This window comes from Micrococcus sp. EWR3.9.1 (assembly GCF_052615555.1).
Window position 1 is genome coordinate 319,580 of record NZ_JBQXFD010000001.1, and the last position, 23,519, is coordinate 343,098.

The 23,519-nt window shown below is 72.9% G+C and carries 21 protein-coding genes; 7 read left to right on the forward strand and 14 right to left on the reverse strand.

Translation table 11 applies throughout. The features are described from left to right. Nucleotide 1 precedes the first annotated feature (1 nt). Genes ACUJ8O_RS01520 through ACUJ8O_RS01530 form a run of 3 tightly spaced genes read right to left on the reverse strand, consistent with a single transcriptional unit; the run spans nucleotide 2 to nucleotide 4,964 of the window. Nucleotides 2–1,189 (reverse strand): acyl-CoA dehydrogenase family protein, encoded by a 1,188-nt coding sequence (locus ACUJ8O_RS01520; protein WP_036314059.1) that lies wholly within the window; start codon nucleotides 1,187–1,189, stop codon nucleotides 2–4. A gap of 15 nt (nucleotides 1,190–1,204) precedes the next feature. Further along, nucleotides 1,205–3,340, reverse strand: a complete 2,136-nt coding sequence (locus ACUJ8O_RS01525) for an acetyl/propionyl/methylcrotonyl-CoA carboxylase subunit alpha (RefSeq protein WP_445373085.1) — start codon at nucleotides 3,338–3,340, stop codon at nucleotides 1,205–1,207. 7 nt (nucleotides 3,341–3,347) lie between these two features. After that, a complete protein-coding gene (locus tag ACUJ8O_RS01530; RefSeq protein WP_155933420.1) occupies nucleotides 3,348–4,964 on the reverse strand; it encodes a carboxyl transferase domain-containing protein in 1,617 nt (538 codons plus the stop codon). 113 nt (nucleotides 4,965–5,077) lie between these two features. Here ACUJ8O_RS01530 and ACUJ8O_RS01535 point away from each other — a divergent pair, with 113 nt between their 5' ends. Further along, entirely contained in the window at nucleotides 5,078–5,725 is a 648-nt protein-coding gene (locus ACUJ8O_RS01535; RefSeq protein ID WP_115165226.1) for a TetR/AcrR family transcriptional regulator, read from the forward strand. 104 nt (nucleotides 5,726–5,829) lie between these two features. Next, nucleotides 5,830–6,303: a GNAT family N-acetyltransferase gene (locus tag ACUJ8O_RS01540; protein WP_196773892.1), complete on the forward strand. Its 474-nt coding sequence runs from the start codon at nucleotides 5,830–5,832 to the stop codon at nucleotides 6,301–6,303. A 105-nt stretch (nucleotides 6,304–6,408) separates the two neighbouring features. On the opposite strand, the gene ACUJ8O_RS01545 is transcribed toward ACUJ8O_RS01540, so the two are convergent. The 9 genes from ACUJ8O_RS01545 to rpsB all read right to left on the reverse strand — a co-directional run bounded on the left by ACUJ8O_RS01545 (nucleotide 6,409) and on the right by rpsB (nucleotide 15,151). Beyond that, a complete protein-coding gene (locus ACUJ8O_RS01545; RefSeq protein ID WP_445373086.1) occupies nucleotides 6,409–7,848 on the reverse strand; it encodes a dihydrolipoamide acetyltransferase family protein in 1,440 nt (479 codons plus the stop codon). Continuing rightward, the gene (locus ACUJ8O_RS01550) at nucleotides 7,845–8,900 is read right to left on the reverse strand and encodes an alpha-ketoacid dehydrogenase subunit beta (protein WP_169577983.1); all 1,056 of its coding nucleotides are present in this window, start codon (nucleotides 8,898–8,900) and stop codon (nucleotides 7,845–7,847) included. Before ACUJ8O_RS01550 ends, ACUJ8O_RS01545 begins: the two co-directional genes overlap by 4 nt. Nucleotides 8,901–8,908: 8 nt before the next feature. Beyond that, nucleotides 8,909–10,063 (reverse strand): pyruvate dehydrogenase (acetyl-transferring) E1 component subunit alpha, encoded by a 1,155-nt coding sequence (gene pdhA, locus ACUJ8O_RS01555; protein ID WP_445373087.1) that lies wholly within the window; start codon nucleotides 10,061–10,063, stop codon nucleotides 8,909–8,911. A 156-nt stretch (nucleotides 10,064–10,219) separates the two neighbouring features. Next, the gene (locus tag ACUJ8O_RS01560; RefSeq protein ID WP_041105097.1) at nucleotides 10,220–10,819 is read right to left on the reverse strand and encodes a DivIVA domain-containing protein; all 600 of its coding nucleotides are present in this window, start codon (nucleotides 10,817–10,819) and stop codon (nucleotides 10,220–10,222) included. A gap of 49 nt (nucleotides 10,820–10,868) precedes the next feature. Beyond that, nucleotides 10,869–11,705 (reverse strand): phosphatidate cytidylyltransferase, encoded by an 837-nt coding sequence (locus ACUJ8O_RS01565; RefSeq protein WP_445373088.1) that lies wholly within the window; start codon nucleotides 11,703–11,705, stop codon nucleotides 10,869–10,871. 25 nt (nucleotides 11,706–11,730) lie between these two features. Beyond that, nucleotides 11,731–12,288 (reverse strand): ribosome recycling factor, encoded by a 558-nt coding sequence (frr, locus tag ACUJ8O_RS01570; protein WP_036314042.1) that lies wholly within the window; start codon nucleotides 12,286–12,288, stop codon nucleotides 11,731–11,733. A gap of 53 nt (nucleotides 12,289–12,341) precedes the next feature. Continuing rightward, nucleotides 12,342–13,109, reverse strand: a complete 768-nt coding sequence (gene pyrH / locus ACUJ8O_RS01575; protein WP_002857706.1) for a UMP kinase — start codon at nucleotides 13,107–13,109, stop codon at nucleotides 12,342–12,344. A 208-nt stretch (nucleotides 13,110–13,317) separates the two neighbouring features. Beyond that, nucleotides 13,318–14,154 (reverse strand): translation elongation factor Ts, encoded by an 837-nt coding sequence (gene tsf, locus ACUJ8O_RS01580; protein ID WP_445373089.1) that lies wholly within the window; start codon nucleotides 14,152–14,154, stop codon nucleotides 13,318–13,320. 103 nt (nucleotides 14,155–14,257) lie between these two features. Beyond that, nucleotides 14,258–15,151 carry a 30S ribosomal protein S2 gene (gene rpsB, locus ACUJ8O_RS01585; protein ID WP_377681183.1) on the reverse strand — a complete coding sequence of 298 codons (894 nt, stop codon included), beginning with the start codon at nucleotides 15,149–15,151 and terminating at the stop codon, nucleotides 14,258–14,260. A 404-nt stretch (nucleotides 15,152–15,555) separates the two neighbouring features. Here rpsB and ACUJ8O_RS01590 point away from each other — a divergent pair, with 404 nt between their 5' ends. After that, the gene (locus ACUJ8O_RS01590) at nucleotides 15,556–16,230 is read left to right on the forward strand and encodes a peptidoglycan DD-metalloendopeptidase family protein (protein WP_445373090.1); all 675 of its coding nucleotides are present in this window, start codon (nucleotides 15,556–15,558) and stop codon (nucleotides 16,228–16,230) included. On the opposite strand, the gene ACUJ8O_RS01595 is transcribed toward ACUJ8O_RS01590, so the two are convergent. Continuing rightward, a complete protein-coding gene (locus ACUJ8O_RS01595) occupies nucleotides 16,166–17,368 on the reverse strand; it encodes a glycosyltransferase (RefSeq protein WP_080694985.1) in 1,203 nt (400 codons plus the stop codon). The genes ACUJ8O_RS01590 and ACUJ8O_RS01595 overlap by 65 nt on opposite strands. 312 nt (nucleotides 17,369–17,680) lie before the next feature. Here ACUJ8O_RS01595 and ACUJ8O_RS01600 point away from each other — a divergent pair, with 312 nt between their 5' ends. Then, entirely contained in the window at nucleotides 17,681–18,565 is an 885-nt protein-coding gene (locus ACUJ8O_RS01600; protein WP_036339471.1) for a LysM peptidoglycan-binding domain-containing C40 family peptidase, read from the forward strand. A 211-nt stretch (nucleotides 18,566–18,776) separates the two neighbouring features. On the opposite strand, the gene ACUJ8O_RS01605 is transcribed toward ACUJ8O_RS01600, so the two are convergent. Continuing rightward, entirely contained in the window at nucleotides 18,777–20,054 is a 1,278-nt protein-coding gene (locus ACUJ8O_RS01605; RefSeq protein ID WP_445373091.1) for a tyrosine-type recombinase/integrase, read from the reverse strand. Between the two features lie 269 nt (nucleotides 20,055–20,323). On the opposite strand from ACUJ8O_RS01605, the gene ACUJ8O_RS01610 reads away from it, so the two are divergent. From ACUJ8O_RS01610 to ACUJ8O_RS01620, 3 genes are all read left to right on the forward strand, one after another. Further along, complete coding sequence (locus ACUJ8O_RS01610) at nucleotides 20,324–20,560, forward strand: helix-turn-helix domain-containing protein (protein ID WP_445373092.1); 237 nt, start codon at nucleotides 20,324–20,326, stop codon at nucleotides 20,558–20,560. A 378-nt stretch (nucleotides 20,561–20,938) separates the two neighbouring features. Beyond that, on the forward strand, nucleotides 20,939–22,165 hold the full coding sequence (locus ACUJ8O_RS01615; RefSeq protein ID WP_445373093.1) for a hypothetical protein: 1,227 nt from the start codon (nucleotides 20,939–20,941) through the stop codon (nucleotides 22,163–22,165). A gap of 259 nt (nucleotides 22,166–22,424) precedes the next feature. Further along, on the forward strand, nucleotides 22,425–23,519 hold a 1,095-nt coding region (locus ACUJ8O_RS01620; RefSeq protein WP_445373094.1), incomplete at its 3' end, for a plasmid recombination protein.

Consider the following 23,519-nt stretch of genomic DNA (forward strand, 5'->3'; position numbering starts at 1 on the left):
GTCAGAGGCCCAGCTCGCGGGCGATCAGCATGAGTTGCACCTCGGTGGTGCCCTCGCCGATCTCGAGGATCTTGGAGTCGCGGTAGTGACGGGCCACGAGGGTCTCGTTCATGAAGCCGTAGCCGCCGAACACCTGGGTGGCGTCCCGGGCGTTGTCCATGGCGGCCTCGCCGGCGATCAGCTTGGCCATGGCGGCCTCGGTCTTGAACGGCTTGCCGGCCAGCATCTTCTGGGCGGCCTCGTAGTAGGCCAGGCGGGCGGCGTGCGCGCGGGCCTGCATGCGGGCGATCTTGAAGGACACGGCCTGGAACTGCCCGATCTTCTGGCCGAACGAGGTCCGCTGCGTGGCGTAGGCGACCGACTCGTCCACGCAGCCCTGGGCCGCTCCGGTGGCCAGGGCCGCGATGGCGATGCGGCCCTCGTCGAGGATCTCGAGGAAGTGGGCGAAGCCGCGGCCGCGGGCGCCCAGCAGGTTCTCCTCCGGCACGCGCGCGTCCGTGAAGTGCAGGGCGTGGGTGTCCGAGGAGTTCCAGCCGACCTTGTCGTAGGCCTTGGCCACGGAGAAGCCCTCGGTGCCGGCGGGCACGAGGATCGTGGAGATCTCCTTGGCGGGGCGGCCGTCGTGGCCGGTCCTGCCCTCCACGGTGCCGGTCACGGCGGTGACGGTGACGAGCGAGGTGATGTCCGTGCCGGAGTTGGTGATGAACTCCTTGGCGCCGTTGATGCGCCACTGGCCGTCCTCGAGCGCGGCGGTGGTCTGGGTGCCGCCGGCGTCGGAGCCCGCGCCCGGCTCGGTGAGGCCGAAGCCGGCCAGGTGCGTGCCGGCCACGAGGTCCGGCAGCCAGCGCTGCTTCTGCTCCTCGGTGCCGAACTTCAGCAGCGGCATGGCGCCCAGGGAGACGCCGGCCTCGAGGGTGATGGCCACGGACTGGTTGACGCGGCCGAGCTGCTCGAGGGCCAGGGCCAGGGCGAAGTAGTCGCCGCCCATGCCGCCGTACTCCTCGGGGAACGGCAGGCCGAACAGGCCCATCTCGCCCATCTGGGCCACGATCTCATACGGGAACTCGTGCTTGGCGTCCAGCTCGGCGGAGACCGGGGCCACGACCTCGTCGGCGAACTCGCGGACGGTGTCGGAGAGGACCTGGTAGTCCTCCTCGAGGGCGGGCAGGGTGCGGTGCTTGGTGCTCATGGTCCTCTCCTGTTCTCAGGCGTTCTCTTCGGGTGCTGCGTGCTCGGCGGGCTCGACGACGGCGATCAACGCCTGCGCGGCCACGGGGTCGCCCTCGGCGACGTGGACGGTCACGACGCCGGCGACGGCGGCCGTGACGGGGTGCTCCATCTTCATGGCCTCGACCACCGCCAGCTCCTGGCCCGCGGCCACGGTGTCCCCGGTGGCCACGGACACGGCGACGACGGTGCCCGGCATGGGCGTGCGGGCCTCGGGGGACGCTGCGCCGGCCGGGGCACGACGCGCGGCCGCGGCCGCGCGGGCGGCCTCGACCACCTCGGCCCGGGTGAGGCGGCGGACCTGCCACGCGGCGCCGTCGCGGTGCAGCCACGCTGAGCGCGGGTCCCGCGGGTCACCGGCCAGGAGGTTGACGCCCGCCAGGGCTCCGGCGTCCTCGTCCACCTCGGCGTCGGCGGCGGGGGCGGTGAGGATGCGGTCCTCGTCCCCGACCCGGACGCGCATCCCGGGCTGCGGGGCGCCCGCGCCGCGCCAGCCGTCCGCCCGGGCCCACGCGGTGCCGGCCGCGCGGTGCTCGGCGGCGGCCGCGTCCTCGGACACGTCGGCCAGGGCCTCGGCCGCGAGCGCGGCGAGGTCCTCGGGCAGCGCGGGGGCGGTCCACGCCTCGAGGCCGTCGATCAGCTCGGTGGTGAGCCGGCCGGTCCGCACGTCCTCGCGGGCCGCGAGCTCGCGCAGCCAGCCCAGGTTGGAGCGGACGCCGAACAGCACGGTGTCCGCGAGCGCGGCGTCGAGCCGGTCCAGGGCCTCGGCGCGGTCGGCGCCACGGGCGATGAGCTTGGCGATCATCGGGTCGTAGAAGCCGGTGATCTCGGGCTGTGCGCCGTCGACGTCCACGGGGTCCACGGCGCCGGCGGCGGGGCCAGTCTGCGGTCCGGAGCCGAACGCGCGCTCCTCGGCCGGCCGGGAGGGCAGCAGGAGCGTGTCGACGCGGACGCCCTCGCCGGCGGGCTCGCGCCAGCGCAGCACCGGCCCGGTGGAGGGCAGGAAGCCGTTCGCGGGGTCCTCCGCGTAGACGCGGGCCTCGACGGCGGCGCCGTCGAGGGTCACGTCCTCCTGGGCGAAGCCGAGCGGCCCCCCCGCCGCGATGCGCAGCTGCAGCTCCACGAAGTCCAGGCGCTGTCCGCGCACCCGGACGACCTCCTCGGAGACCGGGTGCTCCACCTGCAGGCGGGTGTTCATCTCCATGAAGAAGAACTCGTCCGGGTTCTCGTCCGAGACGAGGAACTCGACGGTGCCGGCGCCGCGATAGCCCACGGACACGGCCGCGTCCACGGCGGCCCGGCCCAGGCGCTCGCGGAGCTCGGCCCCGTGCGCCAGCCCGGTCAGCAGGGGCGCGGGGGCCTCCTCGATCACCTTCTGGTGGCGGCGCTGCAGGGAGCACTCGCGCTCACCCAGGTGCACGGTGGCGCCGTGGGCGTCCGCGAACACCTGCACCTCGACGTGCCGGGGCGCGGTGATGAGCCGCTCGAGCAGCAGGGTGTCGTCGCCGAACGCCGAGCGCGCCGTGCGTCGGGCCGAGGCGAGGGCGCCGGGCAGCTCCTCGGCGGCGCGCACGGCCACCATGCCCTTGCCGCCGCCTCCCGCGGAGGGCTTGATCAGCAGCGGGAAGCCGACGTGCTCGGCCTCGGCCGTGATCTGCGCGTCGGTGAGCGTGGGGTCCTGGATGCCGGGGACCACCGGCACGTCGTACGCGGCCACGGTCTCCTTCGCGCGGATCTTGTCCGCCATCGCGTCGAGCGAGCCCACGGGAGGGCCCACGAACACGATGCCGGCCGCCTCCAGCGCGCGGGCGAAGTCGGCGTTCTCGGACAGGAAGCCGTAGCCGGGGTGCACGGCCTGGGCGCCGGTGCGGCGCGCGGCGTCGACGACGGCGTCGATGTCCAGGTAGGACTCGCGGGCCGGAGCCGGGCCGAGGCGGACCGCCGTGTCCGCCTCGCGGACGTGCCGCGCGTCGGCGTCGGCGTCGGAGTGCACGGCCACCGAGCGGATGCCGAGGCGGCGCAGGGTGCGGATGACGCGCACGGCGATCTCGCCGCGGTTGGCCACCAGCACGGTGTCGAACAGGGGCGTCCCCTGGGCGTGGTTCTCGGTCACGGGTGCCTCACATGCGGAACAGGCCGAACCGGGAGTCCGGCAGCGGGGAACGGGAGATGACGTCGAGGGCCAGGGAGAGCACCCGGCGGGTCTGGCCGGGGGTGATCACCCCGTCGTCCCAGAGGCGGGCGGTGGAGTACAGGGGGCTGCCCTGGTCCTCGTACTGCCGACGGACCGGCGCCTGGAAGGCCTCGACCTCCTCGGAGGACATCGGCTCCTCCCCCGCGGCGGCCCGCTGGTCCTGCTTGATCTGCGTGAGCACGGAGGAGGCCTGCGGGCCGCCCATCACGGAGATGCGCGCGTTCGGCCACATCCACAGGAAGCGGGGTGAGTAGGCGCGGCCGCACATCGCGTAGTTGCCGGCGCCGAACGAGCCGCCGATCACCACGGTCAGCTTGGGCACGCGGGCGGTGGCGACGGCGGTGACCATCTTGGCGCCGTCGCGCGCGATGCCGCCGGCCTCCGCGTCCCGGCCCACCATGAAGCCGGAGATGTTCTGCAGGAACAGCAGCGGGATGCCGCGCTGGTCGCACAGTTCGATGAAGTGCGCACCCTTGCGGGCGGAGTCGCCGAACAGGATGCCGTTGTTGGCGAGGACACCCACGGGATGGCCGTCGATCCGTGCGAACGCGGTGACCAGGGTGGTGCCGTGGAGGGGTTTGAACTCGTGGACGGAGCCGCCGTCCACGAGGCGGTCGATCACCTCGCGCACGTCGTAGGGGGTGTTCACGTCCACGGGCACGACGCTGGTCAGCTCGGCCGGGTCCTTGGCGGGCTCCGCGGCGGGGGCGACCTCCCAGGCCGGCGCCTCGGCCGGGGGCAGGGTGGCCACGATGTCCCGGAGGATCTGCATGGCGTGCAGGTCGTCGTCCGCCAGGTGGTCCGCGACGCCGGAGCGCTCGGCGTGCAGCCGGCCGCCGCCGAGGTCCTCGGGCGAGATGTCCTCCCCGATCGCGGCCTTCACGAGCGGGGGGCCGCCGAGGAAGATGGTGCCCTGCTCGCGCACGATCACGGTCTCGTCCGACATGGCCGGCACGTACGCGCCGCCCGCCGTGGAGGAGCCGCACACCGCGGCCAGCTGCGGGATGCGCTGCGAGGAGAGCAGCGCCTGGTTCCGGAAGATGCGGCCGAAGTGCTCGCGGTCCGGGAAGACCTCGTCCTGGCGGGGCAGGAACGCGCCGCCGGAGTCCACGAGGTAGATGCACGGCAGGCGGTTCTCCAGGGCGATCTCCTGGGCCCGCAGGTGCTTCTTCACCGTCATGGGGTAGTAGGTGCCGCCCTTCACGGTGGCGTCGTTGCCCACCACCATCACGAGGCGGCCGTGGACCAGGCCGATGCCCGCCACGACGCCGGCGGCGGGGCTGTCCCCGTCGTACAGGCCGTGCGCGGCCAGCGCGCCGACCTCGAGGAAGGGCGAGCCCTCGTCGAGCAGCGCGTCGATGCGGTCCCGCACCAGCAGCTTGCCGCGGCCGGTGTGGCGCTCGCGCGAGCGCTCGGGCCCGCCGAGCGACGTGCGGGCGACGAGGTCGGCGAGCTCCTGCTCGAGCCGGGCGTGGCCGGCCGCGTTGCGCTCGGCCACGGTGGGCGCGGACTGCGCGGCCGGGGCCGGGGTGCTGGCGGTCATGGGACCCCCTTCAGTGAATGACGACTAACTGAACCGAGCCTCAGTGTAGTGACGATCGTCACTGACGTCGACCGGGCGCCCGGCGCGCCTCGTCCCGTCCTACAGTGGATCCCATGCCCGCCGCCGATCCCGCGTCCCCCGCCGCCCCGGCGACCCCGCCGACCGCCCGGGAGGCCGCCAAGGCCCGACGCCGGGTGGACCTGCTCGCGGCCGCGGCGCGACTGTTCGCGGCCCGGGGCTTCGACGCGGTCCGCCTCGAGGACATCGGCGCCGCCGTCGGGATCAGCGGCCCCGCCATCTACCGCCACTTCGCCGGCAAGGCCGCCGTGCTCACGGCGATCCTCGACACGGCCTCACAGGACCTGCTGGACGGCGGGCTGGCCGCCGAGGCGCAGCACGCGCCGGGGGCGGAGACCCTGCGGGCCCTCATCGGCTTCCAGACGGACTTCGCCCTCGCCCAGCGCGACGTGATCCGCGTGCAGGACCGCGACATGTCCGCCCTGCCCGACGGCGCGCGCACGGCCATCACGCGCACCCAGCGCGCCTACATCGACGTGTGGGCACGCCAGCTGCAGGTCGTCCACCCCCACGAGGACCAGGCCACCGCCGTGTTCCGCGCCCAGGCCGTGCTGGGCCTGCTCAACTCCACCCCCCGCTCGGTGCGGCGCACCGCGGCCGACCGCGCGGCCCGCCGCGCGACCCTCGTGGCCATGGCCTGGGCCGCGGCCACGGCCCCCGGGCCGCTGCCCGGCGGGGACTGAGCGGGCGGCACAGGACCGGCGGGCCGGTGTCGTGCCCGGTGATACGGTGGCCGGTACCCGCGACGGCGGACGCCGTCGAACCCCGCCCCGAGAGGTCCACCGCCGTGCTTCTTCGTGACGTCCGACCCGAGGATCTGGACGAGTTCTTCCTCCACCAGCAGGACGAGCAGGCCAACCTGATGTCCGCCTTCGCCCCCCGCAACCCCCGGGACCGCGGTGTCTTCGACTACCACTGGGCCCACCTGCTCGGGGACGAGGACACCGTCGTGCGGACCATCGAGCACGAGGGCCGCGCCGTGGGTGCGCTCGTGTGCACCCAGCAGGACGGCGTGGGCGAGCTGTCCTTCTGGACCGCGCAGGACTACTGGGGCCTGGGCCTGACGACCGCGGCCGTGGACCGGTTCCTCGAGGAGCACACCGCCCGCCCGCTGCGGGCGCACGTGCCCGAGGACAACGTGGGCTCCGTGAAGGTGCTCTCCCGCCGCGGCTTCGAGACCGTCGGCGAGGAGAAGGTCTTCTCCAACGCCCGCGCCGAGGTCATCACCGAGCTCGTGATGGTGCTGCCCGCCGCCGACTGAGCACGCCCGGCGGCCCCCGCCGTGCCCGCGGCCGCACCGGCCTGCCACGACGACGGCCCCGCCTCCCGGTGCCCGGGCGGCGGGGCCGCGGCGCGTCCGGGGCCGTCAGACCATGGTCAGGGTCAGACCCGGGCGGCGCAGGATCGCGCCGACGTCTGCGAGGAAGCGCGAGCCCTGCTCGCCGTCCACGAAGCGGTGGTCGAACGAGAGGGACAGCGTCATGACGTCCCGCAGGGCGATCTCACCGCGGTGCTCCCACGGCATCCTCCGGACCTGGCCGATCGCGATGATCGCCCCCTCGCCCGGGTTGATGATCGGGGTGCCCGCGTCCACGCCGAACACCCCGACGTTCGTGAGCGTGAAGGTGCCGCCGGCCAGGTCCGCCGGGGACAGCTTCCCCTCGCGGGCGAGTCCGGTGAGGTCGCGGATGGCGTCGGCCAGCTCCCTCAGGCTCATCGCCTGGGCGTCCTTGACGTTCGGCACCATCAGCCCGCGGGGGGTGGCCGCGGCGAAGCCGAGGTTGACGAAGTTCTGCTGCACGATCGCGCCGGCGGCCTCGTCCCAGCGGGCGTTGACGTCCGGGGTGCGCTCCATCGCCACGAGGCACGCCTTGGCGGCGAGCGTCATGGGCGTGAGCTTGACGTCCCGGAACTCGCGGGAGGCCTTGAGCTCGGCGAGCAGCTCCATGGTTTCGGTGACGTCCACCTGCAGGAACTCGGTCACGTGCGGGGCGGTGAACGCGGACTGCACCATGGCCGCCGCCGTCGCCTTCCGCACGCCCTTGACCGGCACGGCCTCGGTGCGCGGGCGGCCGCCCAGGGTGCGGACGCCCCCGGTCGAGCCCGACTCGGCGCCGGACTGCGGCGGCGTCGCCGCGGCCGCGGGCTGCCCGCCCCCGGCCAGGAACGCCTCGACGTCCGCGCGGGTGATGACCCCGCCCACGCCGGTGCCGGTGACCTGTTCCAGATCCACGCCCGCGCGGCGCGCGTACAGGCGCACGGGTGGGGTGCAGCGGGGCCGCTCGCCCGACGCCGCGCCCCGCACCGCTTCCGGGGCCGCGTCCGCGCGGGCGGGCTCGGCAGCCTCGGGCTGCGGGCGCCCGGCGCCGGCGGGGGCCGCCTCCGACGTGGACGGCGCCTGTCCGCGGGCGGGCTCGCCCGCCGGGGCGGCCGACGTCGCCGGGGCCGCGGAGCCGCGCCGCGCACGGCGGCCGGGCTTGCCGGTGTCCGGCGCGGCGCCGTAGCCGACGAGGGTGGGCACGCGGCCGTCACCCTCGGCGGGCCCGCCGACGTCGGGCTCGGCGCCCTCGAGGGTGAAGGTCACCAGGGGCGCACCGACCTCGAGGGTCTCGCCCTCGGCGCCGTGCAGGGCCGCGACGACGCCCGCGAACGGGCTCGAGACCTCGACCACGGCCTTGGCCGTCTCGACGTCGGCGAGCACCTGGTTCACGCTCACCGCGTCGCCCTCGGCCACGCGCCACGTCACGATCTCGGACTCGGTCAGGCCCTCGCCGAGGTCGGGCAGGCGGAAGGTCTTCTGGCTCATCGGGTCTCCTCCCCGGCGTTCTGGGCGGCGAGGAACTGCTCGGCGGTCTCGGGGGCGGCGAACGCGTCCACGGAGTCCAGCGAATTCGGCCGGCCCAGAGCACGGTCCAGGCCGTCGAGGATGCGGTCGAGGTCCGGCAGGTGCAGGTGCTCGAGCTTGGACGGCGGGTAGGGCACGTCCATGCCGGTGACGCGCACCGGCGGGGCCTCGAGCCAGTGGAACGCGCGCTCGGCCACCGTGGCCACGAGCTCGGCGCCGAGGCCGCCGGTGCGGGAGGCCTCGTGCGCCACGACGAGCCGGCCGGTGCGCCGCACCGAGGACTCGACGAGGCCGGTGTCCAGCGGGGACAGGCTGCGCAGGTCGACCACCTCGACCTCGACGCCCTCCTCGGCCGCCACCTCGGCGGCCTGCAGGGCGGTCTTCACGAGCGGGCCGTAGGCCACGAGCGTGGCGTCCCGGCCCTCGCGCAGGATGCGGGCGGGGCTCATCGGCGGGATCGCGACGTCCAGGTCCACGTCGCCCTTGTCGTGGTAGCGACGCTTGGGCTCGAGGTAGACCACCGGGTCCTCCGAGGCGACCGCGGCGCGGATGAGGTCGTACCCCTCCTGCGGGGAGGACGGGGAGACCACGCGCAGGCCCGCGGTGTGCAGGAAGTAGGCCTCGGGCGACTCGGAGTGGTGCTCCGGGGAGCCGATACCGCCGCCGAAGGGGATGCGGATGGTCACCGGCATCGGCACGGCGCCACGGGTGCGGGCGCGCAGCTTGGCCAGGTTCGCCACGATCTGGTCGAACGCCGGGTACACGAAGCCGTCGAACTGGATCTCGACGACGGGCCGGTAGCCGCGCATCGCCAGGCCGATGGCCGTGCCCACGATGCCGGACTCGGCCAGCGGGGTGTCGAGCACCCGGTCCTCGCCGAACTCGGCCTGCAGGCCGTCGGTGATGCGGAACACGCCGCCGAGGGCGCCGATGTCCTCGCCCATGAGCAGGACCTTGGGGTCGTCGGCCAGGGCACGGTGCAGGCCGCGGTTGATCGCCCGGCCGAAGGTCATGCGCTCGCTCACGCGCCCGCCTCCTCGTCGCCGAACTGCTGCAGGTAGAGGGCGTGCTCGCGGCGCTGCCGCTCGAGCTCCTGGTGGGGCTCCGCGTAGATCTCGTCGAACAGCCTGTCCGCGCCGTCCTCCTCGAGCGCCTCGAGGGCGCGGCGGACCTCGGCCGCCAACTCGTCGGCCTCGGTCTGGGCCTGCGCGAGCACGGCGTCCACGTCCACGTCGAGGGTGCGCAGGTGTGCCTCCACGCGGGTCAGCGGGTCACGGGCCTTCCAGGCCGCGAGCTCGCCGTCGTCCCGGTAGCGGGTGGGGTCGTCCGCGGTGGTGTGCGGGCCCATGCGGTAGGTGACGGCCTCGATGAAGGTGGGGCCGCCCCCGTCGGCCGCGCGCTCGACGGCGGCGCGGGTCGCGGCGAGCACGGCCAGGACGTCGTTGCCGTCCACGCGCATCGACGGGATGCCGAAGCCGCACGGGCGGTCCGCGATGCTGCGGCGGGTCTGCAGGCGCACGGGCTCGGAGATGGCCCAGTGGTTGTTCTGGCAGAAGAACACCACGGGCGACTGGTAGGAGGCGCTGAAGACCATGGCCTCGTTGACGTCCCCCTGGCTCGTGGCGCCGTCGCCGAAGTAGACGATCGTGGCGACGTCCGCCTGGTCCCGCTGGACGCCCATCGCGTAGCCGACGGCGTGCAGCGCCTGGGCGCCGATGATGATCTGCTGGGTGGCCACCCGCGTCTCATTCGGGTCCCAGCCCGAGAAGGTGGAGCCGCGCCACACGCGCAGCAGGTCCAGCGCGGGGACGCCGCGGAGCAGGGCCACGCCGTTCTCGCGGTAGGACGGGAAGACGAAGTCGTCCGGGCGCAACGCGACGGCAGAGCCCACCTGGGCGGCCTCCTGGCCCAGCAGCGGGGGCCACAGGGCCAGCTCGCCCTGACGCTGCAGGTGCGTGGCCTCGACGTCGAGGCGCCGGACCACGGCCATCTGACGGTACAGCGCGGCGAGGGCGTCGGCGTCGACGTCCTCGATCCACGGGTCGAGCTCCGGCTGTGGACGGCGGCGGCCCTCCGCGTCGAGCACCTGGAGCGCCACGGCCTCGGCCGGGCCCGCCGGGGGCGGAGAGCCGGCGGATCGGCCGCCGGTGGGACGGGTGTGGTCCACGAGGGTCACTGCACTGCCTTCCGATCGACGCCCACGGTGCGGGGCGAGGGAGCTGTACGCATGCGCGAGCAGGGGTGGAGCGCGCGGCGTCTCGGTGGTGCGATTGTACTCACGTGAGTGTGATCTGCGCCACTCTGCCCGGGGCCGCCGCGCGAGGGCCGGGTGTCAGGCGCGGCGCAGCAGCACGTCGACGGCGGCGTCGAGGTAGGCGTCGACCTGGCCCTCCTCGTAGCCGGCGGCACCCTCCGCCTCGCCGAACGACGCGCGGCGCACGTCGTCCGCGGTCAGCCCGCCCTCGGCGTCGGGATCCGTCGAGCCCTCCGCGCCGGCCAGGGTGACGCGCAGGCGGTCCACGAGCGCGTCCACCTGGTCCACGTCGTAGCTCACGGCGTCCGCGCGGGAGGGGCGGCGGAAGCGCTCCGCCGGGGCCCGATCGGCGCGGGCCACGAGTTCGGCCACGCGCTCCTCGAGGTCCGCGGCCCAGTCCTCGTCCCCGCGCTCGGCGACGAAGGCCTGACGCTCGGCGGCGGCCAGCTCCTCCTCCAGACGGTCCAGCTCGTCGTCCACCTCGTCGGTGGCGTAGCCGCCGTTGACGGTCGCGAAGCGGGCCTGGCGCACCTCCTCCGCCGTCAGCGGGGCACCGCCGTCGCGCGCCTCACGGGCACGCGCCATGAAGGCGTCCACGTGGGTGGTCTCGTAGCCGATCTCGTCCTGCTCGACGAGCTCGAAGACCGGCTCGGTGTCCGGGGTGGTGCGGGGGGTCATGGGCGTCTCCTGCGGTGCGGGTCCCGGCCGTGCCGGGTCGAGGGGTGGATCAGGTCAGGGGCAGCGCCAGCACGGTGTAGGCCACCGGTGAGGCGAACACGAGGGAGTCCAGGCGGTCCATCACGCCGCCGTGGCCGGGCAGGGCGGAGGACATGTCCTTGATGCCGAGCTCACGCTTGACCATGGACTCGGAGAAGTCCCCCGAGGTGGCGGCGGCGACGGTGGTCACGCCGAGGACGGCGCCGATCCACCACGGCTGGCCGACCAGCAGGGGGACGGCGACGACGCCCACCAGCACCGAGCCCGTCAGGGAGCCGGCCAGGCCCTCCCAGGACTTCTTGGGGCTGATGCGCGGGGCGATCGGGGTGCGGCCGAAGCGGTAGCCCACGATGTAGCCGAACGTGTCGTTGGAGACCACCATCAGCAGCAGGACCGCCACCATGCGGTGCCCCAGCGGCTCGTCCAGGAGCGCCGCGGCGAAGGAGAGCAGGAACGGCGCCCACAGCACGATGAACACGCCCGCGAGCATGAACTGGCCCGCCGGACGCCGCCGCGTCAGCGCCGTCCATACGGCCACCAGCGCCAGGCATGCCACCAGGGCGATGAACAGCGCGGGCACCCCCCACCGCCACGCGGTGAGCGGCAGGACCGCCGCGGCCACCCAGAGCGGGGGCCGCGGCACGTCCAGGCCGATGCCGCGCACCGCCGTCGCGATCTCGGACACCGCGCCGACCAGCAGGGCGACCACGAGGAGGACCAGCAGCCAGTCGAGCCAGAAGAGGCCGACCAGGGCCGTCGCCAGCAGCCCCACCCCCACGAGGACGGCGGACTTGAGGTCGCGGCCGCCGCGCGGAGGTGCGGGCGAGGTGGACACGGCGGAGGTCATGGGGCGAGCGCGGACGGCGGGAGGCTCAGACCTCCAGCAGCTCCTGCTCCTTGTTCTTGGCCATCTCGTCGATGAGCTCGACGTGGCGTTTGGTGAGCGCGTCCAGCTCCTTCTCGCCGCGGGCACCCTCGTCCTCGCCGACCTCGCCGTCCTTGACGGCCTTGTCCATGGCCTCCTTGGCCTTGCGGCGGGCATTGCGCACGGAGATCTTGTGCTCCTCCGCCTTGGACTTGACCAGCTTCACGTACTCCTTGCGGCGCTCCTCGGTCAGCTCCGGCATCACGATGCGGATGACCTTGCCGTCGTTGGACGGGTTCGCGCCGACCTCGGACTCGGACAGCGCCTTCTCGATGTTGCGCAGGGCCGACTGGTCGAACGGGGTGATGAGCAGCGTGCGGGCGTCCGTGGTGGTGAAGGACGCCAGCTGCTGCAGCGGGGTGAACGAGCCGTAGTAGTCGACCATCACCTTGGAGTAGAGGCCCGGGTTGGCGCGGCCCGTGCGCACGGAGGCGAAGTCCTCACGCGTGGCCTCGATGGTGCGGTCCATCTGCTCTTCGGCGGACTGCAGGGTCTCCTGGATCACGGTGTCTCCTCGGTGTGGTGGAACAGGTCTGCAGCCATCCTACGCGGCGCGCCTCAGACGGTGACGGTGGTGCCGATCGGCTCGCCGAGCAGGGCGCGGGTCACGTTGCCCGGGCCCTCCATGCCGAACACGCGCATGTCCAGGTCGTTGTCCTTGCACATGGTCATGGCGGTCAGGTCCATCACGCGGATGTTCCGCAGCAGCGCCTCGTCGTAGGTCAGGTGCGTGAGACGCTCGGCGGTGGGGTCCTTCTTGGGGTCCGCGGTGTAGACGCCGTCCACGCCGGACTTGGCCATCAGGACCTCGTCCGCCCCGACCTCGAGGGCACGCTGGGCCGCCACGGTGTCCGTGGAGAAGTAGGGCAGGCCGGTGCCTGCGCCGAAGATCACGACGCGGCCCTTCTGCATGTGGCGGATGGCGCGCAGCGGGATGTAGGACTCCGCCACCTGCTCCATGTGGATGGCGGACTGCACGCGCGTGGTGACCCCGGCCTGGATGAGGAAGTCCTGCAGGGCCAGGCAGTTCATCACGGTGCCGAGCATGCCCATGTAGTCGGCCCGACGGCGGTCCATCCCGTTCTCGGACAGCTCGGCGCCACGGAAGAAGTTGCCGCCGCCGACGACGATCGCGATCTCCACCTGGTCCGCCGCGGCGGCGATCTGCTCGGCGATGCCGCGGACGGTCTCCGGGTCCACGCCGATCTTGCCGCCGCCGAACACCTCGCCCGAGAGCTTGAGGAGCACGCGACGGCGGCCGGTGTCGTCCGAGGTCTGCGGGGCGTGGGCGGTGGTCGGGTCCTCGGGGGCGCGGTTCGTCTCCATGGGAAGCATCTCCTGGTCGGTGGGGGGTCGGGCCGGGGACGGCCGTCCCGGGGGCGGACACGCGGACGGGGTGGCCGCCCGGTCGGGGCGGCCACCCCGTCATGCGATGGTCGTCGGCGCCATCCGGCGCCGGAGTGGACCTCGGGTCGCTCCCGATCCTACGCCCCCGCGGGGCGTGGACCGGGAGCGGCCGGTCCGGGTGCGGCGGTCAGTTGCCGACGCGGAAGCGGGCGAACCCGGTGACGTTGGTGCCGGCGTCGGAGGCGACCTTGCCGACGGTCTGCTTCGGGTCCTTCGCAAACGGCTGGTCCACGAGCACGATCTCCTTGAAGAAGCCGGTCAGGCGGCCCTCCACGATCTTCGGCAGGGCCTGCTCCGGCTTGCCCTCGGCACGGGCGGTCTCATCGGCGATGCGACGCTCGTTCTCGACGGTCTCGGCCGGCACGTCCTCACGGGTGAGGTACGTGGGCGAGTAGGCCGCGGTGTGCACGGCGATGTCGTGCGCGGCGGTCTTGGCGTCGGCGGAGTCGGCGTCCACGGCGAGGAGCACGCCCACCTGGGCCGGCAGGTCCTTGGAGGTCTTGTGCAGGTAGGCGTCCACGTAGGCGCCCTCCACGCGGGCCAGGCGGCGCACGGCCACCTTCTCGCCCAGCAGGGCGCCCTCCTCGGTCACGTAGTCGCCCAGGGTGCGGCCCTCGTGCTCGGAGGCCAGCAGGCCGTCGACGTCGGTGGCGCCGGAGGCGACGGCGGCGCGCAGCACCACGTCGCCCAGGGCGATGAACTTGTCGGCCTTGGCCACGAAGTCGGTCTCGCAGTTGAGCTCGATCATGACGCCGACGCCGTTCTCGACGGTCGCGGCCACGAGGCCCTCGGCGGCCGAGCGGCCCTCGCGCTTGGTGGCGCCCTTGAGGCCCTTCACGCGGATGATCTCGATGGCCTTCTCGGCGTCGCCGTCGGCCTCGTCCAGAGCCTTCTTCACGTCCATCATGCCGGCGCCGGTGCGCTCGCGCAGGGCCTTGATGTCAGCAGCGGTGTAGTTCGCCATGCTCGTTCGGTCCTTCCCGTGGTGTGGGTTGTGCGGGATGTTCGGGGTCTGATCCGGTCCGTCGGCCCGGCCGGGTGAGGCCGGGCCGACGGACCGGCCGGGATCACTCGCCCTGCGGGGCGGCCTCGGCGGCGGGGGCCTCGGCCCGCTCGGCCGGCGCCTCGGCAGCGGGGGCCTCGGCCTGCTCGGCCGGTGCCTCGGCGGCGGGGGCCTCGGTCTGCTCGGCCTGCTGGGCGTTGTGCTGCTCGAGCAGCTCGCGCTCCCACTCGGCCATCGGCTCGGCGGCCGCCTGGCCGGACTTGCCGCCCTGGCGGGCGATCAGGCCCTCGGCGACCGCGTCCGCGACCACGCGGGTCAGCAGGTTCACGGAGCGGATGGCGTCGTCGTTGCCCGGGATCGGGTAGGCGACCTCGTCCGGATCGCAGTTGGTGTCCAGGATGGCGACGACCGGGATGCCGAGCTTCTGGGCCTCGTCGACGGCCAGGTGCTCCTTCTTGGTGTCCACGACCCACACGGCGGAGGGGGTCTTGGCCATGTTGCGGATGCCGCCGAGGTTGGCCTGCAGCTTCTCGAGCTCACGGTTGAGCAGCAGCAGCTCCTTCTTGGTGAACTGCGAGCCGGCCACGTCCTCGAAGTCGATCTCCTCGAGCTCCTTCATGCGCTGCACGCGCTTGGAGACGGTGGAGAAGTTGGTCAGCATGCCGCCGAGCCAGCGGTGGTTCACGTAGGGCATGCCCACGCGGCCGGCCTGCTCCGCGATGGCCTCCTGGGCCTGCTTCTTGGTGCCGACGAACAGGATGGTGCCGCCGTGGGCGACGGTCTCCTTGACGAACTCGTAGGCGCGGTCGATGTAGGACAGCGACTGCTGGAGGTCGATGATGTAGATGCCGTTGCGCTCGGTGAAGATGAAGCGCTTCATCTTGGGGTTCCAGCGGCGGGTCTGGTGGCCGAAGTGGACACCGGAGTCGAGGAGCTGGCGCATGGTCACGACGGGCATGACGTTCCCTTCTGTGGCAGCCGTGACACCCCGCGCTTCACGCGCGGGCGGTCTGCCGGTCGATTTCTTGACGGTTGGCGGCCGGCCCGGTCGGGCGGCCCCTGGCATCACGACGGCGGGCTGCCGGGCCCCACGAGCACCCGCGCCGACGCCCTCTCCAGGAGGACGGCGGGGACGGGACCGAGCGTGGGGGCTGGGCCGCTGGAGCGACCCACCGCGATGCGCGGAGTCGGTGTCCGGGGCATAGCACTGGGCCGGCCACAGGACACCGCTGAGGTGAATCCTACCCCAGGTGGGCGACCGCTCCCATCGCCGACTCCTGCACAGGGACCGGTGCGGCGGGCGCTCTCCACGATCGCACTGCGGGCCCGCCACGCGGCCGCCCGGGACGCCAGGCTGTCGCCATGACCCCACGCACCCACCTCCCCCGTCCGCTCCCGCGCCCGCACATCGCGGGGTGCGTCGCGGCGGCCCTGCTCGCCTGGCTCGTCCTCGCCCTGGGGGTGGGCGGCCTCGACGCCGTGCCGCGGGCCACGTCCGCACCGTCGGGGCGCGACGCGCTGCTGCTCGTCGCGGCGTCCCCGGCAGGTCCGGGATCGACGGCCGCGCCGGTCGCGTGGCACGCGCCCGTGGCCGGCGCCGCCCCGGATGACGTGCTCCGCGCGTTCGTCGCGCCCGAGCGACCGTGGGGTCGGGGGCACCGGGGCGTGGACCTCGCCGTGCCGTCCGGCGCAGCGATCCGGGCACCGGCGGCGGGCCGAGTCGTGTTCGCCGGGGTCGTGGTCGACCGCCCCGTGCTGACCCTCGAGCACGAGGACGGGACCCGCAGCTCGCTCGAGCCGGTGGAGGCGGATGTCGCCGTGGGGGCCGTCGTCGCCGCAGGCGACCCGGTGGGGCGACTGGCCGGGGCGCCACCGCACTGCACGCGGGCGTGCGTGCACTGGGGCGTGCGGGAGCCCGACGGCTGGCGGGTGGGGGACGCGGCCTTCGATCGCTACCTCGACCCGCTGGTGCTCATCGGCTGGAGCGGTCCGTCCGTGCTCTGGCCGCACGCCGCGCCGCACCCAGCGCGGCCGTGAGGTCCAGGAGTCGGCGAGCGGACTCGTCCCAGCTGAACCGGGCCGCCTGAGCGACGCTCGCCCGGGAGGCCGCGGCGAACTCGGCGGGGTCCTCGAGCTCCCGCACACGGGCCGCGAGCGCGGCCGCCCGGTCCCCCTCGAGCGGGACACCCCGGAAGGACGGGGTGCCCGCGCCGGCGATCTCGCGGAAGATCGGCAGGTCCGAGCACACCACCGGCGTGCCATGGGCCATCGCCTCGGCCACGGGCAGGCCGAAGCCCTCGGCGCGGGAGAGGGTGACGGCCGCGGTGGCCCGGCGGAGCAGGCGCACGTACTCGGCCTCGTCGGTGCCGTCGTGGAAGACCACGTCCGCGCCGGCGGCCCCCGCGGCGGCGCGGCGCGCGGCCAGCCGGGCCTCGAGCTGCCCGCGGCGCTCCGGGCTGATGCGGGAGAGCAGGTGCAGCGCGTAGCCCGGCAGCAGGGGCGCGGCCGCCACGAGGGACTCGACGTCCTTGTAGTCCATGAACGAGCCCATGTAGAGCAGCGTGCGGTCCGGGGTCTCGTCCGGGTCACGCGGCTCCGGTACCGTCTGCGCCGCATTGGCGATGACGTGGACCGGACGCCGGGTGAGGCGGTGCCGGTCGATGAGCTCCGCCGTCGTCCGGGAGACCGTGGCGACCGCGTCCGCGCGGTCGAGCAGGAGCCGCTGCGGGGTCTTGGTCAGGTGGTAGGCCCGCCACAGCCAGCGGATCGGCTCGGGCAGGTTCCGCGGCGGGGTGCGGTGCTCGTAGTAGATGAGGTCGTGGAGCGTGAGGATCAGCGCGTAGTCCCGCCCCCACGACCCCATGGTCTGCATGGGCGAGAAGACGACGTCCGGTCGCAGGCGCGCGACCTGACGGGCCACGAACGGCTCGCGTGGGGAGGTGGGGCCGGAGACGAGGTGCCACGGCACGCCGTCCGGGAGCAGGGCCAGCTGTCGTTCGTCCGAGATCAGCATCGCGACTTCGACCTCGACGTCGGCCCCCTCCGGGCCCGGCGCGTCGGTCCGGCGGGCGACCGCCTCGATGAGGCTCGCGCCGTAGCGGGAGATGCCGTCGTGGAAGTCGGTGCGGGTGTAGCGGGCGTCCATCAGCAGGCGCAGGGGGCGGGAGGGGCTCACCCGCACCACGCTAGCGCCGCGCCGGAGAGGGGCGGGGACAGCCGCGCACGGTAGGTGCCGACCGGGGCGCGTCGAGCGCCGATCGGCCACCTGGACGTCATCCGGATTTCTGATTGCGTTTCGATAACGATCGTGTATCTTGATCACGGATCGGTTACAGCCGATCCGCCACACCGGGGCTTCCTCCGCGTCCTCGCGTACCCGGTCATCCGCACTGCTCGTCAACTCGCACCCGCGGTCCGGCCTCGTTCCGGGCATCGCCCGGAGGCACCGCCCTCATGGGCCGCAGGTCCTGTCCGGGAAGAAGATCCGATGTCCGTGACCTCCTCGCACGCCGCTGTGCGTCGCGCCCCCCGCACCGCCGCCGCCTCCGTGGCCCTCGCCCTGGGCGCCGCCGCCCTGACCGGCGTCGGCACCGTGTCCGTCGCCGAGACCGCCCAGGCCGCCGAGACCGCCTACACCGTCCGCTCCGGCGACGGCTGGTGGATCATCGCCCAGCGCACCGGCGTCTCCATGTCCAGGTTGCAGTCGCTCAACGGCATGACCGCCGCGACCGTGCTGCATCCCGGCATGGTCCTCAAGACCTCCGGCACTGCCACCCCGACCCCGGCCCCGGCGCCGTCCACCTCGGGCTCGACCTACACCGTGCTGGCCGGCGACGGCTGGTGGATCATCTCCTACCGCACGGGGGTGTCCGCCTCGATCCTGCAGTCCATCAACGGCATGAGCTCCTCGACCATGCTCCACCCGGGGATGGTCCTGAAGACCACCTCGGTCTCCACCTCCAGCGCCCCCGCCGTCGCCCCTGCGCCGGCGCCCGCGTCCAAGCAGGCTGCCGTCGACTACGTGCGCTCCGCCGTCCGGAACCCGTCCTCCTATTACGTGTGGGGCGGCAACGGCCCCTCCGGCTTCGACTGCTCCGGCCTCACCCAGCAGGCCATGGCCCGGGCCGGCATCTCCATCCCGCGCCGCGCCGGCGACCAGTACCTCGCCGCGAAGTCCTACGTGCCGATCTCCCAGGCCCAGCCCGGCGACCTCGTGTTCTATGCGAACCAGTCCACCGGCCGCATCTACCACACGGCCATGTACATGGGCGGCGGCCAGCTCGCCCACGCCCTCAACGAGGACGCGGGCCTAGTGTTCACCTCCACGACGATCATGAAGTCCGACATGCTCGCGGTGGCCGCCCGCTACTGAGCACCGGCACGACGACGGCCCCCGGCCCGCGCCATACCGCGCGGCCGGGGGCCGTTTTCTGTAGGGCGTGCGGGACTTGAACCCGCGACCCAGGGATTAGATACCATTATTTGCATCGCCCCAGGTTAGGCTCCAGACTCTGCACGTTTTGTGCAATGTTGCGCCCCCCCGCATCCCGGAGTGTCCCGGAGTAGACCGTAGTGTCCGTCTACTAGACCGTAGTGTCCCCCGTAGTTCCGGTGAGGGCCCTCGCTGCCGCGACCATCTCAGACGTGTCGGTCACGTCGGTGTAAGCCGACCGGTTCACGGCCGCGTCGTGACCGAAGTAGGCGGCGCGCTGGACCTCCGGGACCGCGTTCAGCAGCAACGAGTTCAACGTGGCCCTCCACACGTGCGTCCGCGCCGTCCGCAAGAGGTCGATCCCCAGCTGCTCCGCAAGCTCCTGATAGAGCGCGGCGACCGCCTTGGAGGCGTTGGCGCGGTCCCAAGCCCCTCCCCCGCCCGCCGGGGCGGCGATGACGTGCCCAGCCCCGCCCGCCGCGTCCCGGCGCTCCCTGAGGCGGTCCGCGACCGCCCCCGCGAGGACGGGAACCGTCCGCGCCCTGTGCGTCTTGGAGAGCTCGGCAGAGACGGTGAGGTTCATCTGTCCGCCGCGGTCCGAGGTGTCCGCCCACGTGACGCCGAGGGCTTCCGAGAGCCTGAGCCCCGTCGACATCTGAAGGAGCGTCAGGTCCACCACAGCCGCCTGCTTAGCAACCCGATCCTCAAGCGACCACCGGCCTCGCTTCGGCGCCTCGACCCCCTCGGCCGGGTCGAGCGCGAACAGACGTCCCATGACGGCCGCATACTCCTCCCGAGAGAGCGCCCGGCCGCCTCGGGCCCGCCCGCGCGGCCGCCCGCCGGACAGGTCGATGTCGACCCCGTGCAAGGGATTCCCCTGGACGAGGTCGTCACGGACGAGCTGGCCGAGGATGTACTTCGAGGCGACGCCTCGGGCCTGCCGTGCGGTCTCGGATCCATGGCTCCTCGCAATCTCCTGCAGGCACTTCTCAAGGGCCCGGAAGCGCGAGGCGTCGGCCAGCGGGAGCTCGCCGAGCCCGGCCGTGTGCTTGTGCGCCTGGCAGTCGCCGAGCAGGAGGTCGAGCGCGAAGAGGTACCGGGTCTTCGAGTTCGGCCTCAGGCTCCCGTCAGCGATCAATGGCCGCGAGACCGCCTCGACGTACTCGCGAGTCTTGGTCGTCGACCGCCAGGCCCCACCCCCGCCGGTCGCCAGGAGCTCCTCAGCTGTCCTCCGAGCCCTCGCCCGGACCTCGCCGACCGTGGCCGCCTGGCTCCTCTTCTCGACGAGCGCTCCGGACCAGAGGCGGACGGACCAGTCGAGGACGTAGGGCCCTCCGTCCGGCCGCTTGCGGGGCGTGTTCCGCTCGATGGAGTGCTGGCCCGGCTCAAGCCGGGTTGATGCCGCCTTGCGGCGCGTGCTGGAGGTCATGCCTAGACCGTATTTCTTGTTGCTGGTTCAAGTCAAACCGGGTATACTGGCACCAATCCTGATGACGCACAGCGTCGGGGCGGCCTATCCTGCGGCCCCGGAGGGAGAGCCTGGGGCGGCATGGGATTGGTCGTCTGGCGCACAGCGCCACGGGACCGCGCGACGGAGCGGGACCGCCTACCTAGCCTGAGGGGATGGCCCCCGGGCCGGGGCGCCGATTGGCCCCGGTGACGCCTCGCAGGCAGCGAGGCGGCTACCGGAGACCCCCTATGCCCCGCTCTTCCTCCCCGTCCCCCGCTACCGCCGCACAGGCTCCCAACCTCACCAGCCCCGAGGCCGCCGCCTGGCTGGCGATCAGCCCCCAGACGCTCCGCAACTGGCGGGCCCAGGGCCGAGGCCCGGCATTCCGTCGGTCCGGCCGTCCCGGCGCTCGTGTCTACTACCGCCTCTCGGACCTTGAGGCCTGGGTCGAGTCGCAGACGACGACTCTCGGCGGTGCCCGTTGAAGCGTGCCGACGCGAAGCTACGCAGCCCTCCGCCAAGAAAGTGGTGTGTGCGGTGTGCACACTGTGTACGGCCCCTCCGAAATCGGCGTAATCACGCGCGCGGGAGAGGCATCCCTGATGGGAATCTGCCCTGTGTATGGCTGTGTACGGCTGTGCACAGGTGTGTACAGGCGCAGGTATTCAACTTCCAGCGCGAAAAAGTAACCCCCCGGCGCAACAACGTCGAGAGGTTCAGGCACCAAGAGAGACGAGAACTCGATGCCGAAGAATGCTTCCCGCCGGCGGTACCGCGGATGGTCTGTGGTGGGCCAGCGGCTCACTACTCCCCACCTGCTTTCGGCTGTTGCCTGGGCTTCTGCACTTCCGAGCGCGGACGCTGTGGCGATCCTGCATGACCGAGACGGCGCAGACGCGCACGGTCACGTCTACATCTACGACCGGAAGACTCCCCGCACCGAGGTCCAGATCCGCCGGCTGTTCCCGGTGGATGTGATCGTGCAGCCCTACACAGTGATCCCCGACGGCGAGGACGCGGGCGTGCACGAGGGCCGCGAGCTGGCCCGCGCTGCTCGTTACCTCACCCACGAGCACCCGAGCCAGGCCCACAAGGCTAGGTATGAAGACTCTGAGGTATTGGCCTCACGGGGCTACGACTGGCGCTCCGACGTGGACGCGCTGAGCACCCGTGAGGGGCTGGTCGGCGCCCCGGAACGCGTCAGTCTGACCCAGCTGCTCGGGGACGTCGCCCGGGGGTTGCGCACCCCGCGTCAGGTGGCCGAGCAACACCCCGAGCTGTACGTCCGTCGCTCGGTCAGCGCGTGGGACACCCTGGCGCAGCAGGCGGCGCAGTGGGCGGCCGAGGACGCACGAGAGGCAGCCCGACAGGCCGAGCCGGAGGCCGCCGCAGCCCGCGCTCCCCAGGCCGAGCAGGAGTCCCGGCAGGCGGCCGAGGAGGCCCGCCAGCAGGAGGAGCAGGACCGGCAGCAGCAGGCCCGGGCCGCTGCCGACGCCCTGAAGCACGCCCGCCTGCGCTGGGCCGAGGAGGGCTGCCACGAGAGCTACGAGGCCGAACGCCGCCGGTTGCGCGCCGTCGTCGTGGTGGCCGACACCCTGGACCTGGATTTCTCGTCCGGGGATCTGGACACCCTCACGGCTCAGGCAGCCGCCGAGGACGAGGGCCGAACCTGGGATGGCGCGCCCCTCGATCTTGCCGCCGCCGTCCGTGCCGTGGATGTGATCTACCTTGAAGGCACGGGCTCCGGCACCACTTGGGATGACGTGGCCGAGGACGTGGCGGACGGGGTCCGGGACCTGGAAGAGGCCGCCTCGGCCGTGCGTGCGGGGTCAGCCCGGAACGCAGCCCTGGACGTCTCCCCGGTCGGCCCAAACACGGCCCGCGAGCGGCTAGTCCGAGACGTGGAGACGGCCCGGGCCGGGAGGCAGGTCAGGGGCTCGGCGCAGTACGTCGAGCTCGTGGCCACCATCGTGCGCGAGCAGGACCGGGCCTCCCAGGCCCGGTCCGCGATGGAGTGGCTGCGCGTGCAGCTGGAGCGGGTGGACCGGACCGAGGCCGAGGCCATTCGGTCCTGGGCCGGTCTGGCGTGACGGGCAGCCCGCCAGGGCTGCCCGGGGCCGTGCCCTGCCTCCGAGCGAGCGAGGAGGCAGGGCTCAGGCCCCGGCCCCAGCAGGGCCCCCGGAGGGCCCAGGCCTTACCTTGGAGGCGCGGAGCGGTGACTAGGTAAGGCTACTGGGTTAGCCTTACCTGTCGTAGACTGGTCAGAGGCTCCACATCGAAGGGCGGCGAAGTAGGGCCCCGCGATGATGGAGAAGACCAGACGGAGACAGGTAAGGCTGGGGTTTAGAGGTGGCGTGGAGCACGACCTATCGGTGGGGCGGATACTCGGAGGCGGACGCACAGGGACTCATCAACCACGACGTGCGCGAGCCCGGGGTTACCCAGAGCAACGAGGGTGTTGACCCGTCGAGGACCCGCCTCAACACGCTGCGCATCTGGGACCCCGAGACCGGCGAGGAGCGCGCAGTGAGGACCGGTGAGAGCTCGGCCGCCACGGTGCGCCGCCGTCTCCGTGCCGTGCTCGATGCGTCCACCCCGGACACCGTCCGTCAACAGAAGATGGCACCCGTCCTCGATGTAGATGGGAATGTGGTCCGGAACAAGAAGGGCCGGCCCAAGATTAAGGGCACCGGGGAATACGTTGAGAAGGTCAAGGCGCGGCGCAAGGATGCGTCTGTCCTGTTGGAGTTCGTGCTCCAGCTGGATGGGGATTTCACGGGCACCGGATACCTCTTCGACGAGGAGGGCGATCCGATCTGGGAGCGCGACGAGAACGGAGATCCCCGGCGGGACGAGAAGGGATACCGCATCCAGGCCAAGCGGACTTGCGCAGACATGTCCGAGGCCGAGCGTGAGGAGGCCGAACGGCTGTTGGAGGCGATGATCCAGGAAACCTGGGAGCAGTTCCCCACGGGCCAGAAGCTCTACGCGGCGATCCACTGGGATGAGATGCACCCGCACGCCCAGGTGGCCCTGGTGCCCACGCTGGAGGACGGCCGGGTGAACGCGACCGTACTGCTGGCGGGTGGGAAGGCGCGCGACAAAGCCCAGACCCAGAACGCCTACGCGGCCCGCCACGACGCGATGCGCGCCCGGCTGCTCTCGGAGGGCTACGAGGCCACGTTCGAGCGGTTGGACGGACCCAAGCGCCACGTGGGGCTGACGGCGCACAAAAAGGGCCAGGCGGCCGCGCGCCGAGAGTCGTCACAGCGGGCGGACGAGCGGGAAGCGCTGGCCCGTCAGGCGCAAGAGCAGCAACACAGGGCCAACGCTCAGAGCTTCCGAGGCCGGCTACTCGACGAGACGTCCGAGGAGCTGGATGCCAGGGAGCGGGAGCTGGAGGATCGAGAGGCGGCCCTAGACGCCCGGGCGCGAGACCTCGAC

Bases quoted from the DNA above. Each gene is read 5' to 3' on its own strand.
- ACUJ8O_RS01520 (WP_036314059.1), bottom strand. From the start codon at position 1,189: ATGAGCACCAAGCACCGCACCCTGCCCGCCCTCGAGGAGGACTACCAG.
- ACUJ8O_RS01530 (WP_155933420.1), bottom strand. From the start codon at position 4,964: ATGACCGCCAGCACCCCGGCCCCGGCCGCGCAGTCCGCGCCCACCGTG.
- ACUJ8O_RS01535 (WP_115165226.1), top strand. From the start codon at position 5,078: ATGCCCGCCGCCGATCCCGCGTCCCCCGCCGCCCCGGCGACCCCGCCG.
- ACUJ8O_RS01545 (WP_445373086.1), bottom strand. From the start codon at position 7,848: ATGAGCCAGAAGACCTTCCGCCTGCCCGACCTCGGCGAGGGCCTGACC.
- ACUJ8O_RS01550 (WP_169577983.1), bottom strand. From the start codon at position 8,900: ATGACCTTCGGCCGGGCGATCAACCGCGGCCTGCACCGTGCCCTGGCC.
- ACUJ8O_RS01560 (WP_041105097.1), bottom strand. From the start codon at position 10,819: ATGACCCCCCGCACCACCCCGGACACCGAGCCGGTCTTCGAGCTCGTC.
- ACUJ8O_RS01565 (WP_445373088.1), bottom strand. From the start codon at position 11,705: ATGACCTCCGCCGTGTCCACCTCGCCCGCACCTCCGCGCGGCGGCCGC.
- pyrH (WP_002857706.1), bottom strand. From the start codon at position 13,109: ATGGAGACGAACCGCGCCCCCGAGGACCCGACCACCGCCCACGCCCCG.
- tsf (WP_445373089.1), bottom strand. From the start codon at position 14,154: ATGGCGAACTACACCGCTGCTGACATCAAGGCCCTGCGCGAGCGCACC.
- rpsB (WP_377681183.1), bottom strand. From the start codon at position 15,151: ATGCCCGTCGTGACCATGCGCCAGCTCCTCGACTCCGGTGTCCACTTC.
- ACUJ8O_RS01590 (WP_445373090.1), top strand. From the start codon at position 15,556: ATGACCCCACGCACCCACCTCCCCCGTCCGCTCCCGCGCCCGCACATC.
- ACUJ8O_RS01600 (WP_036339471.1), top strand. From the start codon at position 17,681: ATGTCCGTGACCTCCTCGCACGCCGCTGTGCGTCGCGCCCCCCGCACC.
- ACUJ8O_RS01605 (WP_445373091.1), bottom strand. From the start codon at position 20,054: ATGACCTCCAGCACGCGCCGCAAGGCGGCATCAACCCGGCTTGAGCCG.
- ACUJ8O_RS01610 (WP_445373092.1), top strand. From the start codon at position 20,324: ATGCCCCGCTCTTCCTCCCCGTCCCCCGCTACCGCCGCACAGGCTCCC.